Genomic DNA, 15,085 nt, shown 5'->3' on the forward strand with positions numbered 1-15,085 from the left:
TATCTAGGCGCTGATTCCCGAGGATGCGATGCTGGGTTCGTCATCGGGATGTCAGGAGATACAGAGATCATGGCGGGACGCAGCTATATCGGCGTAGGCCTCGCGCTGGGCGTGGCCATTGGCGCAGGACTGGGCGTGGCGCTGGGCAATCTGGCGATCGGCATCGGGGTCGGCATTGCCGTCGGCCTTGCGATCGGGGCGTCGCTGGACACGGGTCAGAAGAAGAAGCGAGACGGTCGGGACGGGGGCGACGGTTCGCCCGTTCTCTTCATGGGCGATGGCGGCGGGCGCAGCGGAAAGGACGCCCACGGCGACAGCGATGGCGGCTCGGACGGCGGAGGGGGCGATGGTGGCGGGGGTGGCGGCGGGGACTAACCCCGCTTCATCGCCTCCAGTACGGCCCGCGCCGCTCGCTCTGTTTCGGCCAGCGGTTCATAGGTCCAGGTCTCCAGCCGTCCGTCGAACGGTCGCGCGGCGCCGCGCGCGGCAAGGTCGGCGTGCAGCCGGGCGAACTTGCCCGCAGAGCCTCGCCGAACCATCGGCAGCACATGCACCGGCTTGCCCGTCGAGGCGGCCTCGGCGGCCATGTTGGCGCTGTCCTCGGTCACCAGGATATGGTCTGCGGAGTGCAGATAGGCGAACAGCGGGTTCGGCCCTGTCCCGTCCCAGACCTGCCCCGGCAGCCTCGACAGGCGATCGGCCATGACGGCTTGCGCCTCCACTGGCGTGCGACGGGAAAACGTGGCCAGCACCGATCCGCCCGCGCCCTCCACCGCCCCCGCGATACGGTCGGCCAGATCGGCGGCGTGCTCCTGGGTCAGGTCGAACGCCTTGGACCGCCCGCCGATCAGCACGGCGACGCGGGGCCGAGGCAGGGGCTTGATCACGGCGGCGAAGGCGGGCGCGGCCTCGGCCAGCCGCTCGGGCGTGATGCGGTGCGGCGATCCGGTGATGGAGACCACGTTGGCTCCGGTCAGCCCATCGTGTTCGGGCGCAACGACAAGATCGAAGCGCGAGGAATCAAGACGCGGGTCCTGCACCTGTACCACGACCGTGCGACCGCCACTGTGCTTTCGGGCCCGCAAGGACAAGGGCAGGCTGGCCCGTCCCGCCGCGATCCACAGCTCCGGCCACGGCTCGCCATCGGCAGGGCAGGGCACGTCCGAAACCGGGTCCAGCATGGCCGGCGTCTTCAGGTCGGCCGGCAGCCAGTCGAACACGGGCCGCCACCGCACGCGGCGCAGGTCAATCGATGCGGGGGCCAACCGAGCGACGGCTTCGGCCAGGCCCAGCGCCTGGTTCTCGATGCCCGCCCGGCCGTCGGTGACGACGCGGATGGTGAGGGGGCTGGCCCCTACTTCCACTCGACCTTGAGGATTTCGTAGGCCTTGACGCCGCCGGGGGTGTTCACCTCGACCACGTCGCCCACTTCCTTGCCGATCATGGCCCGCGCGATCGGCGAGGCGATGGAGATCTTGCCCGATTTCACGTCGGCCTCGTGTTCGCCCACGATCTGGTAGCGGCCCTCTTCCTCGGTGTCCTCGTCGACCACGGTGACGGTGGCCCCGAACTTGACCTGGTCGCCGGACAGCTTCGAGACGTCGATGACCTGGGCGCGGCTGATCTTGTCCTCGATCTCGGCGATCTGGCCCTCGATCCAGCCCTGACGCTCCTTGGCGGCGTGATACTCCGCGTTCTCGGACAGGTCGCCGTGCTCGCGCGCCTCGGAAATGGCGGCGATGACGCTGGGGCGCTCGACGGACTTCAATTGCTTCAGCTGAGCGTCGAGGGCGCTATAGCCCTCGGACGTCATGGGCACTTTTTCCATGTGACGTGGGTTTTCTTGTTATGCCGCCCGGGTATCCGGAAGGGACTGAAAAGAGAGACGTACGGGAGGAACACTCGGTCGCTGGGCGTACGCGACAGGCCGAAGATGCTAGGGCGCCCGGCCCTCAAACTCAAGACCGGGGTTTTCCACGCCGCCTCGGGGCGCCGTCATCGCACGCCCGGTTGACGTCCGTGAGACACTGCGGTCGCCGTCCGACGACGCAGCAGGGCGTTCCTCGCCACACGATAGGCGATCCATCCGACGAGCGCCGCCGCCAGCACGGCCGAGACCAGGGACACGAGAGCGACGCCCGCCGCCATGAAGGCGATCATCAGCAGGACAGCGGCGGCCAGGGCGGCGGAGATGTGAACCATTCGAAGACGCATGGGCCCCTGAACGCGCCGGCACCGACGGGGTTCACGGCTCCGCTGGGTCAGGCGTAGGCGTAGGGACCGCCCCGTTCCAGAGCGCGCTGATAGGCCGGTCGGGCGTGAATGGTCTGAAGAAACGCCTTCAGCCGGGGCTTGTCCGGGCCATAGGGCACGCGGCTGGCCGCGGCCTCCAGCGGAAAGCTCATCATGATGTCGGCGGCGCTGAACCGGTCGCCGGCGAACCAGGCCGACTTGCCGAGCTCGGCCTCCCAATAGGTCGTGTGGCTGGCGATCTGCGGGTCGATGAAGCTGGATTGCACCTTGCCCGACACCGCGCGCACGATCGGCCGGATCAGCCCCGGCGTCCGCTTCGGCAGGGATGAGAAGATCAGCTTGAGCAGCAGCGGCGTCATCGCCGATCCCTCGGCGTAATGCAGCCAGTAGGTGAAGCGTCGGCCGTCCGCCGTCCCCGGCTGGGGCCGCAAGCCATGCCCCGCTCGCGTCTCCAGCAGATATTCGACGATCGCCCCGGTCTCGGCGACCAGCACATCCCCGTCCTGGATCACCGGCGACTTGCCCAGCGGATGGATGGCCCGCAGTTCCGGAGGCGCCAGCTGGGTCTGGGCGTCGCGCTCATAGCGCTTGACCTCGTACGCGACGCCCATCTCCTCCAGCAGCCAAAGCACGCGCTGGGAGCGGGAGTTGTTGAGGTGATGGACGATGATCATGGCGCGGCCTCCGAGCGACGGAGCGTAACCTTACAGGCGTTGACGCCGGGGAGGGCAAGATCGGATTGAGATGGACGATAGCATGCGCTATCGTCTGCGCATGGCTCAGTTGCTCGTCCGCAATGTCCGAGAAGAGACCGTCGACGCCCTGAAAGCGCGCGCGGCCGTGAACCAACGCAGCGTCGAGGCGGAGCATCGCGCTCTGCTCGAAGAGGTTCTGGAAGCGGAGCGCCTGGCGAAGGTCAAACGCTTCCTCGCCCAGATCGAGGCGATCCACGAACAACAGGCCGGTCGGGCTTTCACGCCGTCCGAAGTCGTCGTCCGTGAAATGCGCGACGAGCAGTGATCGTCGTCGACACATCCGTCGCATTGAAATGGGTCCTGCGTGCGCCGGGAACGGACCTGGCCAAGCGGGCCCTCGCGCTCCCTCTGATCGCACCCGACTTCTGGCGGGTCGAGGCGGCGAACGGCATTCGCCGGGCCGTGGCGATGAAGCAGGCGACTGAGGAGGAAGGCCGACACTATCTCGCCGTGATGGACGCGGCCCCGGTCGATGACGCCGCGACGGCTCCACTTCTCCGGGGCGGCTTCGAGTTGGCGATGACCTTGCGTCATTCGATCCAGGACTGCCTGTTCCTGGCTCTGGCGATCGAGCGCGACTGTCGGCTCCTGACCGCCGACGATACCTTCACGGCTCTCGTCCGAGACCGCTCCAACCTGTCTGATCGGGTCGTCCCCCTATCTGAGTACTTCCAGTGACCGCCGAACCTCGCCTGACCTCGCTCGCCCACGGCGGCGGATGCGGCTGTAAGCTGTCGCCTCAGGTGCTGCGCGACATCCTGTCGGCCATGCCCCAGGCGGCGACCTTCGCCGACCTCATGGTCGGGACCGAGACCTCTGACGACGCCGCGGTCTGGCGGCTGAACGAACAGCAGGCGCTCGTGGCCACCACGGACTTCTTCATGCCGGTGGTCGATGATCCCTTCGACTTCGGACGGATCGCCGCCACCAATGCCCTCTCCGATGTCTACGCAATGGGCGGGCGGCCGATCCTGGCGCTGGCGCTGGTCGGCATGCCGGTCAACGTCCTGTCGGCCGAGACCATCGGCCAGATTCTCGCGGGCGGGGCCTCGGTCTGCGCCGAAGCGGGCGTCCCCGTCGCGGGCGGCCATTCCATCGACAGCGTCGAGCCGATCTATGGCCTGGTGGCGCTCGGCCTCGTCCACCCCGACCGCGTCCGGACCAATCGCGCCGCGCGGGTCGGCGACGTCCTCATCCTGACCAAGGCGCTCGGCGTCGGGGTCATGAGCGCGGCCTACAAGCAAGGGCGGCTGGACGATCAGGGCTACGCCGCCATGATCGCCTCGACCACCCAACTGAACCGCATCGGCGCGGACCTGGCCGAGATCGATGCCGTCCACGCCCTGACCGATGTCACCGGCTTCGGCCTGCTCGGTCATGCGCTGGAGATGGCGCGCGGGTCGGGGCTCGCCGTCGAGATCGACTCGACATCCGCGCCACTGTTGCCCGGTGTCGAGGCCCTCGTCCGCGAGGGCGTGCGCACCGGGGCCTCGGCCCGCAACTGGGCCAGCTATGGCGAGGCGGTCGACCTGCCCGCCGACCTGCCCGACTGGCGGCGGGACCTCCTGACTGACCCCCAGACCTCCGGCGGCCTTTTGGTCAGCGTCGCGGCGGATGCGGCCGAGGCGGTGCTGGCCCGCATCCGCGCCGCCGGGTTTCACACCGCCGCCATCGTCGGCCGGGTGGTCGATGGCGCTGGGGTCCGGGTCGCTTGATCCGCCGCACCGACGACCTGTCGCTCCAGGCGCGCGCCCGGTTCGACGCCATCATCGATGTCCGGAGCCCGTCGGAGTTCGCCCACGACCACATCCCCGGCGCGATCAACCTGCCGGTCCTGGACGACGCGGAGCGCGCCGAGGTCGGCACGATCTATGTCCAGCGATCCAAGTTCCTCGCCCGCCGCACTGGCGCCGCCAAAGTGGCCCGCAACATCGCCGCCCATCTGGACGCGGCGCTCGCCGACCGCGACGGCTCGTTCCGGCCGCTGGTCCACTGCTGGCGCGGCGGCCAGAGGTCGGGGGCCATGGCGGCGGTCATGGATCAGATCGGCTGGCCCGTGACGGTTCTGGACGGCGGCTATCGTACCTGGCGGCGACGCGTGCAGACCGCTTTCTATGGCGCGGGCGACGATCTGACCGTCATCCTGCTCGACGGCGGCACTGGCTCGGGCAAGACCGAGGTGCTGGCCCGCCTCGCCGACCGGGGCGTCCAGACGCTGGACCTCGAAGGCCTGGCCCGGCATCGCGGCTCGCTTTTCGGGGCCTGGCGGGGACGACCTCAGCCGACCCAGGCCCTGTTCGAGAGCGGTCTGTTCGCCGTCCTGGAAGCCCTCGATGCGGCCCGTCCGGTCGTGGTGGAGGCCGAGTCCAGCCGCATCGGCGCGCGCACCGTCCCCCCCGCGCTCTGGAGGGCCATGGGCCGGGCCAACGTCATTGAACTCTCCGCGCCCGTCACCGCTCGCGCCGCCTTTTCGGCCCGCGCCTATGCCGACATCGGGGCTGATCCGGACGCGGTCGAAGCCGTGCTGGGTCGCCTGCCGCCCCATCATTCCCGGGACACGATCTCCGCCTGGAAGGCTCTGGCGCGGTCGGGCGAGACCGAGACGCTGGCCGCGTCCCTCATCGCCGAGCACTACGACCCCGCCTATCGTCGGCAGTCGGCCCGGCGCGAACGCCCGCTCCTGGGGCGGATCGAGATGTCCGCGGTGACCCCGGCCGATCTGGATCAGGCCGCGGAGTCGGTTCGGGCCCTTATCGGCGCATGAACGACAGGATCCGGTCGGCCGCGACGGCCGCGCCGTCTTCCCGGATCGCCGCATCTCCGATCCGACGACTGGTCTCGACCATCGCCCTGTCGCGAAGGATCGCGCCCAAGATCCCGGCCAGGCGTCCGGCCCGGTAACGGTCGCGCCGGAGGGTCCGACCGCAGCCCAGCCGAGCGACGCGCGCGCCATTGTCGAACTGGTCGCCCAGATGCGGCACGACCAGCTGGGGTCGCCCCGCTCTCAGCGCCTGCTGGGTCGTGCCCACGCCGCCCTGGTGCACGACGGCGGCGGCGCGGGGAAACAGCGTCGAGAACGGCGCATAGGGCACGGCGATCACATCGGGTCCGTCCGCCACGCTCGTGTCGCCCTCAGGCCCCACCAGCAGGACCGCCCGGCGGCGCAACAGCTGGGCGGCCTTCAGGCTCTCGGCATAGAAGTCGTCGGCGATGTGCACGGCCGCGCTGCCCAGGGTGAAGACCAGCGGCGGGTCGCCCTGGGCCAGAAAGGCGTCCAGGGCCGGTGGCGTCACGGCGGGTCCCCCCGCTTCGCTGTCGTAGGCGGCATACCCCGTGACGACGAAGCCCGGCGGCGCATCGGGCTGGGCGGGGCCGAGCAGGGGGGAGTAAAGGCCGAGCGCCAGGTCAGCGCGGGCGGCTCCGTCGAACAGGAAGTTGGCCCGCGTCGGCTGCAGGCCCAGCCGCGCCCGTACGAGGTTGATCGACCGGCTCCAGTGGGCGGTGGAGGCCCGGGCGAGGGCCAGCGTCGCCCGGTTCAGCCCCAGCTTCAGTCCGCCCGTCGCCGGGCTCAGCCAGGGTGTCTTCGACAGGAAGGGCGGGTCGTAGGCGGAGAAGATCACCGTGGGCTGAAGCGCGACGCAGACGTAGGGGATTTGGGTCAGCTCGGCCGCCATGGCCGCGCCCGCCGCGAAGGTCGCCCCCACCACGACGTCTGCCCCTTTCGCCGCCGTGACCACGTCATGCGTCGACGACTCCAGATAGGGCAGGACGATCGTCTCGAACAGGAAGCGGTCAGACCGGGCGACCGCGCGGGTGATCCGGGCCAGATCCATGCCCAGGTCGGCCTCCAGCTGGGCCATGCCGGGTCTGACCTCGTGAAACCCCAGACCTTCGGCCTCGACCTTGGCCTGGTACTCGGTGGAGGTGGCGATCTCCGCCGTCGCGCCCCGCGCCTGCAACGCCAGACCGAGGGCCAGGAAGGGATGCAGGTCGCCCAGCGATCCGGCTGTGCAGAGAAGGACGCGGGGAGACATCGACGCGACAATCGCCCTGTTCTCGCGACGGGGGCAAGGCTAGCGTTGCGCCCATGACCCGATCGCGCACCGCCGCCCTGTTCACCTCGCTCAGCCTTTGGGTGCTGCTCGCGCTCGCGGGCGGTCTCGCGGCCGGGGCAGGGGCGCAGGCTTACGGCATTCCCGGGGGAACCGGCGCCGTCGGTCTGATCGATGCCCTGGGTCAGCTGTGGCTAAATGCCCTGCGCATGACCATCATCCCCCTGGTCTTCAGCCTGCTGGTGACCGGCATCGCCTCCATCGCCGACGCGGCCGCGACCGGGCGACTGGCGCTCAAGGCCGTCGGCGTCTTCGCCGTCCTGCTGATCGGGGCCACCATCTATGCCTTCGCCGCCTCCATCGGCCTGCACGAGATCTGGCCGATCGCCGAGGGCGCCGCCCGCGCCCTGATCGCCGGCACGCCCGAGGGCGCCGCCGCCGAGGTGGCCGCCAACATCGGCGGGGGCGGCATCGGCGCCTTCCTGACCAGCCTGGCCCCGGCCAATCCGATCCGCGCGGCGGCCGACGACGCCATCCTGGCCATCGTGGTGTTCGCCATTGCCTTCGGATTCGCCACCACCCAGCTGGAGGCCCGCCTGCGCCAGCCCGTCGCCGTCTTTTTCGAGGGCGTGGCCCAGACCATGATCGTCATCGTCCAGTGGGTTCTGGCCGTCGCCCCCTTCGGCGTCTTCGCCCTGGCCTTCGGCGTGGGTCTGCGCGCCGGCATCGGGGCGGCGGGCGTGCTCGGCCACTACATCGCGCTCGTCTGCCTGGCCCTCATCGGCCTGATCCTGCTCACCTATGTCGTCGCCGTGATCTGGGGGCGGATCAGCCTGGCCCGCTTCGCCCGGGGCGCCGCGCCGGCCCAGGTCGTCGCCTTTTCGACCCAGTCCTCGCTGGCCTGCCTGCCGGTGATGGTCGAGCGCTCGGTCAGCCACCTCGGCGTCTCCACCGCCACGGCGGGTCTGGTGCTGCCCTTGGCCGTGGCGGTGTTCCGCATCACCTCCACCGTCGCCAACCTGGCGGTGGTCATCTACGTCGCCCGGCTGACAGGAACCGAGATCTCGTTCGCGACCATGCTGGCCGGAGGCCTCGCCGCCCTGGCCATCAGCGTCGGCACCGTCGGCCTGCCGGGCCAGGTCAGCTTCTTCGCCTCCATCGCCCCCATCTGCCTGGCCATGGGCGTGCCGATCGAGGTCCTGCCGCTGCTGCTGGCGGTCGAGGTCGTGCCCGACATCTTCCGCACCATCGGCAACGTCACCGCCGACATGGCCGCGGCGCGGATCGTCGAGGGGCGCGACGCGGCCGCTGATCCGGAAGCCGCCGCCGGAATCTAGGCCGCGCCCAGCACGTTCAGGGGCAACACCAGGCTGCGTCGCCCGTTGGCGTCCGGCGGGGGCAGGGCGCCTGCCCGGATGTTCACCTGCAGCGACGGCAGGATCAGCTGTGGCGCGCCCAGGGTGGCGTCGCGCGCCTGCCGCATCGCCACGAAGGCGTCCTCGCTCACGCCGCCGCCGATGTGGACGTTGGCCGCCTTCTGCTCGCCCACCGTGGTCTCGAAGCGAAAGTCGATGCGACCCCGCGGCAGATAATCGTGGCCCACGAACATCCGCGTCGTGTCGGGCAGGCCCAGCAGCCGCTGGATGGAGCGATAGAGGGTGCGCGCATCCCCGCCCGGAAAGTCCGTCCGCGCCGTGCCGTAGTCGGGCATGAACAGGGTGTCGCCGACGAACACCGCGTCCCCGATCCGGTAGCTGACGCAGGCGGGCGTATGGCCCGGCGTGTGTATCACCTCGACCGTCAGCTCGCCCAAGGTAAACGTGTCGCCATCCGCGTACAGCCGGTCGAAGGCCGCGCCGTCCGGCGTCACGTCGTCGGCGTGGAACATCGGCGCGAAGGTCGACTGCACATGGGCGATGTCCCGACCGATGCCGATGGGCGCGCCTCGCGTCTCGCGCAGGTGGTGGGCGGCGGTCAGGTGGTCGGCGTGGGCATGGGTCTCCAGCACCATCGCCAGGGTCAGCTCCTGATCCTTCAGCGCCGCCATCACCGTGTCGATGGAGCGGGTCGAGGTGCGCGCCGCCGCCGGATCATAGTCCAGCACAGGGTCGATGATCGCCGCCTGCCGGGTCGCCGGATCGCTGACCAGATAGGTGATCGTATGCGTCGCCGGGTCGAAGAATCCCTGGACGACGGGGCTTTGGGCATCGGGAGAGAGGGTCATGTCTAGGCTCCGTGTGACGCCAATATATTAGCTATTGCTTATTTAGCAAGTCCGCATATATTGCCCGCCATGATCGATATCCAAGCCATCGGAGTGGACCGTTTCGAAGCCGCTGCCGGAGAGGCGGCCGGGCTCATGCGCGCCCTGTCCAATGAAAAACGCCTGATGATCCTGTGCCAGCTCGGCGGGACCGAACTGTCGGTGGGACAGCTCCTGCCGCTGGTCGGCCTGTCCCAGTCGGCCCTGTCCCAGCACCTCGCCCGCCTGCGCGAGGATGCGCTCGTCGCCACCCGGCGCGAGGGCACGACCATCTTCTACCGCATCGCCGACCCGGCGGTGCTGAAGGTCATCGCCGTCCTGGCGGAGATCTACTGCCCCCCTATCCCTCTCCAGAAGGCCTGAACTCCATGAGCGTCCTGACCCCTCTCAAGCCCGCCGCCGTCGCCGCCCGCCTGAAGGCCGGCAAGGCGGTCCTCCTCGATATCTGCGAGCCGGATGAGTTCGCCCGCGAACACATCGTCGGCGCGATCCACACGCCCCTGTCGGCATTCGACCAGGCCCCGGCCACCCTGCCGGACGGGCGCGAGGTCATCTACACCTGCCGCACCGGCAACAGGACGGGCATGAACTGCGTCCGCCTTGCGGCCCGCGCGCCGGGCGAGGCCTTTGTGCTCGAAGGCGGGCTGGATGCGTGGAAGTCGGCCGGTCTGGCCACGCGCACGAACCGCTCCCGGCCCATCGAGCTGATGCGCCAGGTCCAGATGACGGCCGGCGGCCTGATCCTTCTGGGCGCGGCGCTCGGCCTTCTGGTTCACCCCGGCTTCTGGGGGCTGTCGGCCTTCGTGGGCGCGGGCCTGTTCTTCGCCGGGGCGACCGGCTTCTGCGGCATGGCGCGCCTCTTGGCCATCATGCCGTGGAACCGCGCCGCCTATGGCTCCCCGGCCAGGGCCGCGTGACGCCATGACCACCGATCTCCTGCCCCTGATGCTGGCGGCCTTCAGTGGAGGCGTCGTCGCCCTGCTGCTGACCCTGTTCGGGGGCGGGGGGTCGGTGCTGGCCGTGCCGCTGCTGCTCTACGTGGTGGGCGTGGCGGACCCCCACGTCGCCATCGGCGTCTCGGCGGCGGGCGTGGCGCTGAACGCCCTCACGGCCCTGGCCGGTCATGCGCGCGCGGGCCGGGTTCGCTGGCCCTGCGCCACCCTGTTCGCCGTCACCGGCGCGGCGGGCGCCTGGGCCGGATCGTCCCTGGCCAAGATGATCGACGGGCATCAGCTGCTGCTGATCTTCGCCCTGGCGATGGCGGCCGTCGGCCTGTCCATGCTGCGCCCGCGCGTCGCCGTTGTCCGGCCCGAGCCGACGCTCAGCCTCGCCATGGCCCCACGCGTCGGCTTGGCGGGCGCGGGCGTGGGATCCGCCGCCGGCTTCTTCGGCATCGGCGGCGGCTTTCTGATCGTGCCGGGCCTGATGGCGTCCACGGGCATGAGCCTGGCGACCGCCCAGGCCACATCCCTGCTCAGCGTCGCGGCCTTCGGGGCCACGACAGCCGGCAACTACGCCCTGTCCGGCTGGGTCGACATCGGCCTCGTCGCCGCCATGACGGCAGGCGGCGTCGTCGGCACGGTCGCCGGCCTGCCGCTGGCCCGCCGCCTCGGCGCCAACGCCGCGCTCGGCCGCACCCTGTTCGCGGGGCTGATCCTGGTGGTCGCGGCCTATGTCGCGGTTCGAGCCGTGATGGCGCTTTGAGCCTGGCGGTTCATCAGGGTGCCGGAAAGCGGACTCGGAGGGAGTCGGTTTGGGGTGGAAAGCGGACGTTACTCCCGCTCAAATGCTCGTGCGTCAAAGACCGTTTCTGCCGCGAGTGTCGGAGCAAAGCGAGTGTCCAGACATGTGATGTGCGAGAATAAGTCTTGACCGACTGGATCGTGTCCCATGCCGACGAGGGTGAACCGGACGCCCTTCTGGTCTGGCTGTTCGATAAGCGTCGCGCAGAAGCAGCACTGGTAGTTCAGCATACCTAATCCGGTGAGAGACCAGCCGCTCGTAGCTGGTGGAGGCCGTCGAAGCCGTCAGGGGCAGGATCAGGTGCCCACCATTTCGCTCCGCCAGCGATCCACCGGAGCCGCAGGGCATGATGGCTTATGACGGCATCGTCGTAGCCGAACTGCGTCCCGCAAGAGGGGCAGATTTCCTGATACCACTTGTTCTGCCCGTCCTCGAGCGGCGGTAGCTTCTCGTCGTGGAAGCCGCAGACCGGGCACGTGAAGCCAAGTTTCATGAGGCGATCTTCGGCCAAGCAACCAGTGTCCGCAACCGGTGGGAACCGGTCGCCGAGTGTTGAGCTGCGCAAGCTCGTGCTCGTTCGAGAGAGTCGCCGGCCATCATCTTATCAACGAGACCAAGATCACCGCATAATGAATAATCACATATCCAATCATCGAGAGAATGGCCAGCGCGAATATCAATACAATCGATCTCGTTATGTTGAGCTCTCGCCATATAGACGGTATAAGACCCGACGATATGGATAATATGAAGAACGCAATAAAGCCAACGCCTTCATGAAACACATCAAACACTATCTCGACCGTTAATATTGCTAGCAGGCCGATTAGGAAAGCGAAGATTATTCGCTTCATGGTTTCGAGCAGGAAAGGTTGGTCGCTCATCGCGAAGATACCTTTACGGGCTGGAGCCTCGTGTTCAAGGGCATGTGGGGTTTGAGGAAGCGATCCATCCGCTATCGTCCCCTGGTGGCCTAAGGTCTGCCCTGGGTCGGAAGCGGGCGCTGAAGCTGCCGCCGAAAGCAGACCTCGTGGGCGCGACCGCGCAACGGACCTGATGAACAGCCGCTAGGGGTGGGAAGCAGACATCAACTCGGCCGACCTCCAAAGCCTGATGCGGATCCCGCTTTAGCCTGAGCACGGCCCGATCAACGAAGGGACCCCGTGGGGCTGAAGACCAGCTCACAGTCTGACCACTTGAGCTCCGTCGGATTTCCATCAGCCTGCAGGCTGATGCTCAAGGCACGTCTGCCAGAGTAGGTGGAGCGCAGGGTCGCAGGGCAAAACGCCGTACCGGGATATTACGCAAGTTAAACGATCCAGTTTTCCAAGCCAGGGCCAGATTTTGTTACCCAAACTAGGTTGGAGATCGCGAACGCCCTGCTATCTTCGCTCCCGTCATTAGAGGGGGGGGGCATGCGTAGCGGGGTTCTTTTCGGCGCGATGGTGATTTTCGGAGCGGTGGCGATGGCGACTCCTGCCGCTGCCCAAGCCGACCCCTGTACCGAGCTAGGTCAGTATATAGACCCCAATGGCGATGACCTCTGGACTGCACCTCCGAGCAACGCAGCGGCCCTCGACGCGGCCAATCGCTGTATCGCGGCCCGAGGTGGCACAGCCAACCTATATGGAATTCGGGCCTATATTCACCGCCTGATGGGAAACTATTCTCTCGCAGACGCTGATGCGACGCGTCGCATAGAGATAGACAAATCCGGTAACGCCTATCGGAACCGCGCCATTATCCGACAGACCGCCGGCCAACACGAGCAGGCAGTTGCAGATTTCCGCGAGAGTCTCCGTCGTGGCTTTAATCGACCGGCGTGGGTTCACAGAGAGCTAGCCGCGTCACTTCGACAACTGGATCGCTTTTCGGAGGCCTTGGCTGCGGTCGACACCTCCGTGGCTCTCGATCCGACCTACGACGAGGCTTTGTACGAGCGCGGTCTGATCTTTTTCGAGCAAGAGCGTTGGGACGAGGCCATTGGTGCCTTCACGCGATACATCGCGCTGAACGGGTCGAACGCCCAAGCCTACGTCTACCGGTCGACTTCCTTTATTCGCCTTGAACGTTGGAACGATGCCCTCGCAGACGCGGAGCGAGCGATCCAGATCAATCCTCGAAGTGCCAATGGCTTCAACAATCGAGGCTATGCTCTTCACAATCTTGGGCGGTACGGCGAGTCCATCGCCGCTTTCCGCCGGTCGACCCAGCTTGAACCTGAGAACTCTTCGGCTTGGGACAATCTCTGTTCATATCTGACGGACGCGAATGATCCGGCCGGCGCGTTAGTGGCCTGTGACAGGCGTGAAAGTCTGCCGGGTGTCACGGGCGAAGATCGGGCGCGCGTCTCTAGCTTTCGGGGTCTCGCTCACGAAGCTCTGGGCGAAACACCCAATGCGATAAGAGCTTTCCGCGCGGCCCTGTCCAATCCCGACGCTCACGCAGTGACTCGTGCGCGTGCTGAGGCCGGACTATTGCGGCTTGGGTTTCGCAACTGACCTCACAATCAGTCGGCGTTGAGCCGAACATTCGTGGCACAAAGCGAAGTTCCCAGTGGCTGCCAAGCCCCTGACCCCATGCGCTTGCTCTGCTGCCCACACGTCGCAAATGGGGTCGAAAGCGGGCGCTGAAGCTGCCGCCGAAAGCAGACCTCGTGGGCGCGACCGCGCAACGGACCTGACGAACAGCCGCTAGGGGTGGTTAGCGGACCTGCATAGCCCGTCGGACCCGCCAATGACGCACACAGGAAAAAGGGGCCAGGCAATGCCGCCGGGCCCCTTTCCCTTGGAGTCTCCGCCTGTCCTAGACGAAGCTGGTGGCGTCGAGGTTGGCCAACGTGCCGCCCTGAACGAAGAAGGCTCCGGTCGCGGCCACTCCGGCTACGTCCGTCGCGGTGAACACCCAGGCCCCGGAGCCGTCGGACATCGCCACAACGAAGACGGTGAGGGTGTTGCCCGCGTCCGCGAAGGCCCCGTTGGCGGCCGTCAGGGCAGCAGCGAAGTCCGCTTGCGTTCCCTCGGCATAGTTGACCGCCGCCAGGGTTCCAGAGGTTACCGAGGCGATGTCGAACAGGTCGCCGGCGGTGAAGTCGATAACTCGGTCCGCACCCGCCAGCGTCCCGTCGGTGTCGCCTAGACCGATGACGAACAGGTCGTTGCCGGCCCCACCCGAGAGGGTGTCGCCGCCCGCGCCACCCACGACGGTGTCTGCGCCGTCGCCGCCTGACAGGTTGTCGTCGCCGGCGCCGCCCAGAATGGAGTCATCGCCAACACTGCCTGAGATGGAGTCAGCCCCGTCGCCGCCACTGATGGTGTCGTTGCCGGAACCCGAGGAAATGGCGTCGGCACCCGCGCCGGCGTCGATAGAGTCGTTGCCCGAGCCGGTCGTGATGCTGTCGGCGCCGTCACCCGCGATGATGGTGTTGTTGCCTTCGCCGCCCTGGATCAGATCGGCGTCGTCACCCGCAGCGATGGAGTCGTTTCCGTCTCCGCCCGACAAGACGTTGGCGCCGTTGCCAGCGAGAATTGTGTCGTTACCCGCCTCGCCGGTGATGGTGTCAGCCCCGGTGCCGCCGATGATGCTGTCATCACCGTTGCCGCCCGAGACGGTGTTGGAACCGTCGTTGGCCGAGATGGTGTCGTTTCCGTCACCTCCAGAAATCGTGTCGGCACCGATACCGGCGAGGATACTGTCGTTTCCGGCCCCGCCCGCGAGGTTGTTGGCCCCCGCGCCGGCGTTGATGGTGTCTTCGCCGTCACCACCCGAGACCACGTCGTTGCCCGAGCCAGACGTGATGGTGTCGTTGCCGGCTCCACCCGTCAGGGTGTTGTTGCCGCTCGCGCCGTCGATCGTGTCGTTGCCGTCACCGCCGTCGATCACATCGTTGCCGGTGCCCGCAATGAGCGTGTCCTGACCGTCGCCGCCATTGACGACGTTGTTGCCGTCGTTGGCGTCGATGTCGTCATTACCGGCGTCACCGCCGATGGTGTCGTTGCCATCGCCGCCGCCGATGGTGT

18 protein-coding genes are annotated in these 15,085 nt (G+C 67.7%); 10 read left to right on the forward strand and 8 right to left on the reverse strand.

Going from position 1 to position 15,085, the window contains the following annotated elements; translation table 11 throughout:
• Nucleotides 1–69 precede the first annotated feature (69 nt).
• Nucleotides 70–375: a hypothetical protein gene (locus tag Q333_RS16620; RefSeq protein WP_084176082.1), complete on the forward strand. Its 306-nt coding sequence runs from the start codon at nt 70–72 to the stop codon at nt 373–375.
• Here Q333_RS16620 and Q333_RS0112465 read toward each other — a convergent pair.
• The 4 genes from Q333_RS0112465 to Q333_RS0112480 all read right to left on the reverse strand — a co-directional run bounded on the left by Q333_RS0112465 (nt 372) and on the right by Q333_RS0112480 (nt 2,927).
• Nucleotides 372–1,364, reverse strand: a complete 993-nt coding sequence (locus tag Q333_RS0112465; protein ID WP_029417384.1) for a mitochondrial fission ELM1 family protein — start codon at nt 1,362–1,364, stop codon at nt 372–374. The genes Q333_RS16620 and Q333_RS0112465 overlap by 4 nt on opposite strands.
• Nucleotides 1,355–1,828, reverse strand: a complete 474-nt coding sequence (gene greA / locus Q333_RS0112470) for a transcription elongation factor GreA (protein ID WP_029417385.1) — start codon at nt 1,826–1,828, stop codon at nt 1,355–1,357. The genes Q333_RS0112465 and greA overlap by 10 nt, the downstream gene beginning before the upstream one ends.
• A gap of 167 nt (nt 1,829–1,995) precedes the next feature.
• Nucleotides 1,996–2,214, reverse strand: a complete 219-nt coding sequence (locus Q333_RS17075; protein ID WP_051651298.1) for a hypothetical protein — start codon at nt 2,212–2,214, stop codon at nt 1,996–1,998.
• Between the two features lie 47 nt (nt 2,215–2,261).
• Entirely contained in the window at nt 2,262–2,927 is a 666-nt protein-coding gene (locus Q333_RS0112480; RefSeq protein WP_029417388.1) for a glutathione S-transferase, read from the reverse strand.
• A gap of 82 nt (nt 2,928–3,009) precedes the next feature.
• Here Q333_RS0112480 and Q333_RS0112485 point away from each other — a divergent pair, with 82 nt between their 5' ends.
• Genes Q333_RS0112485 through mnmH form a run of 4 tightly spaced genes read left to right on the forward strand, consistent with a single transcriptional unit; the run spans nt 3,010 to nt 5,772 of the window.
• Nucleotides 3,010–3,273 carry a FitA-like ribbon-helix-helix domain-containing protein gene (locus Q333_RS0112485; RefSeq protein ID WP_157072456.1) on the forward strand — a complete coding sequence of 88 codons (264 nt, stop codon included), beginning with the start codon at nt 3,010–3,012 and terminating at the stop codon, nt 3,271–3,273.
• Nucleotides 3,270–3,686: a type II toxin-antitoxin system VapC family toxin gene (locus tag Q333_RS0112490; protein WP_051651299.1), complete on the forward strand. Its 417-nt coding sequence runs from the start codon at nt 3,270–3,272 to the stop codon at nt 3,684–3,686. The genes Q333_RS0112485 and Q333_RS0112490 overlap by 4 nt, the downstream gene beginning before the upstream one ends.
• Nucleotides 3,683–4,723, forward strand: coding sequence for a selenide, water dikinase SelD (gene selD, locus Q333_RS0112495; RefSeq protein ID WP_029417393.1), 1,041 nt, complete (start codon nt 3,683–3,685; stop codon nt 4,721–4,723). Before Q333_RS0112490 ends, selD begins: the two co-directional genes overlap by 4 nt.
• A complete protein-coding gene (gene mnmH / locus Q333_RS0112500; protein WP_035294320.1) occupies nt 4,720–5,772 on the forward strand; it encodes a tRNA 2-selenouridine(34) synthase MnmH in 1,053 nt (350 codons plus the stop codon). The genes selD and mnmH overlap by 4 nt, the downstream gene beginning before the upstream one ends.
• Here mnmH and Q333_RS0112505 read toward each other — a convergent pair.
• Complete coding sequence (locus Q333_RS0112505; protein WP_029417397.1) at nt 5,759–7,042, reverse strand: glycosyltransferase; 1,284 nt, start codon at nt 7,040–7,042, stop codon at nt 5,759–5,761. The two genes, mnmH and Q333_RS0112505, sit on opposite strands and share 14 nt — an antisense overlap.
• A 53-nt stretch (nt 7,043–7,095) precedes the next feature.
• Between Q333_RS0112505 and Q333_RS0112510 the strand changes: the two genes are divergently transcribed.
• On the forward strand, nt 7,096–8,397 hold the full coding sequence (locus tag Q333_RS0112510) for a dicarboxylate/amino acid:cation symporter (protein WP_029417399.1): 1,302 nt from the start codon (nt 7,096–7,098) through the stop codon (nt 8,395–8,397).
• On the opposite strand, the gene Q333_RS0112515 is transcribed toward Q333_RS0112510, so the two are convergent.
• A complete protein-coding gene (locus tag Q333_RS0112515) occupies nt 8,394–9,284 on the reverse strand; it encodes an MBL fold metallo-hydrolase (protein ID WP_029417401.1) in 891 nt (296 codons plus the stop codon). The two genes, Q333_RS0112510 and Q333_RS0112515, sit on opposite strands and share 4 nt — an antisense overlap.
• A 69-nt stretch (nt 9,285–9,353) precedes the next feature.
• Between Q333_RS0112515 and Q333_RS0112520 the strand changes: the two genes are divergently transcribed.
• From Q333_RS0112520 to Q333_RS0112530, 3 genes are read left to right on the forward strand one after another with little or no spacing between them, the layout of a single operon-like run.
• Complete coding sequence (locus Q333_RS0112520; protein ID WP_029417402.1) at nt 9,354–9,686, forward strand: ArsR/SmtB family transcription factor; 333 nt, start codon at nt 9,354–9,356, stop codon at nt 9,684–9,686.
• A gap of 5 nt (nt 9,687–9,691) precedes the next feature.
• Nucleotides 9,692–10,240, forward strand: a complete 549-nt coding sequence (locus tag Q333_RS0112525; RefSeq protein WP_029417404.1) for a rhodanese family protein — start codon at nt 9,692–9,694, stop codon at nt 10,238–10,240.
• 4 nt (nt 10,241–10,244) lie between these two features.
• A complete protein-coding gene (locus tag Q333_RS0112530; RefSeq protein WP_029417406.1) occupies nt 10,245–11,027 on the forward strand; it encodes a sulfite exporter TauE/SafE family protein in 783 nt (260 codons plus the stop codon).
• 271 nt (nt 11,028–11,298) lie between these two features.
• Here the strand turns inward: Q333_RS0112530 and Q333_RS16630 are convergent, their stop codons facing one another.
• Nucleotides 11,299–11,577: a hypothetical protein gene (locus Q333_RS16630; RefSeq protein ID WP_157072457.1), complete on the reverse strand. Its 279-nt coding sequence runs from the start codon at nt 11,575–11,577 to the stop codon at nt 11,299–11,301.
• Nucleotides 11,578–12,481: 904 nt separating this feature from the next.
• Here Q333_RS16630 and Q333_RS17400 point away from each other — a divergent pair.
• Complete coding sequence (locus tag Q333_RS17400) at nt 12,482–13,567, forward strand: tetratricopeptide repeat protein (RefSeq protein WP_084176085.1); 1,086 nt, start codon at nt 12,482–12,484, stop codon at nt 13,565–13,567.
• Nucleotides 13,568–13,871: 304 nt separating this feature from the next.
• On the opposite strand, the gene Q333_RS0112540 is transcribed toward Q333_RS17400, so the two are convergent.
• Nucleotides 13,872–15,085, reverse strand: a 1,214-nt coding sequence (locus Q333_RS0112540; protein WP_051651300.1) for a calcium-binding protein, incomplete at its 5' end; no start/stop codon positions are given.

It is taken from the genome of Brevundimonas bacteroides DSM 4726 (genome assembly GCF_000701445.1).
Lineage (GTDB): Bacteria > Pseudomonadota > Alphaproteobacteria > Caulobacterales > Caulobacteraceae > Brevundimonas > Brevundimonas bacteroides.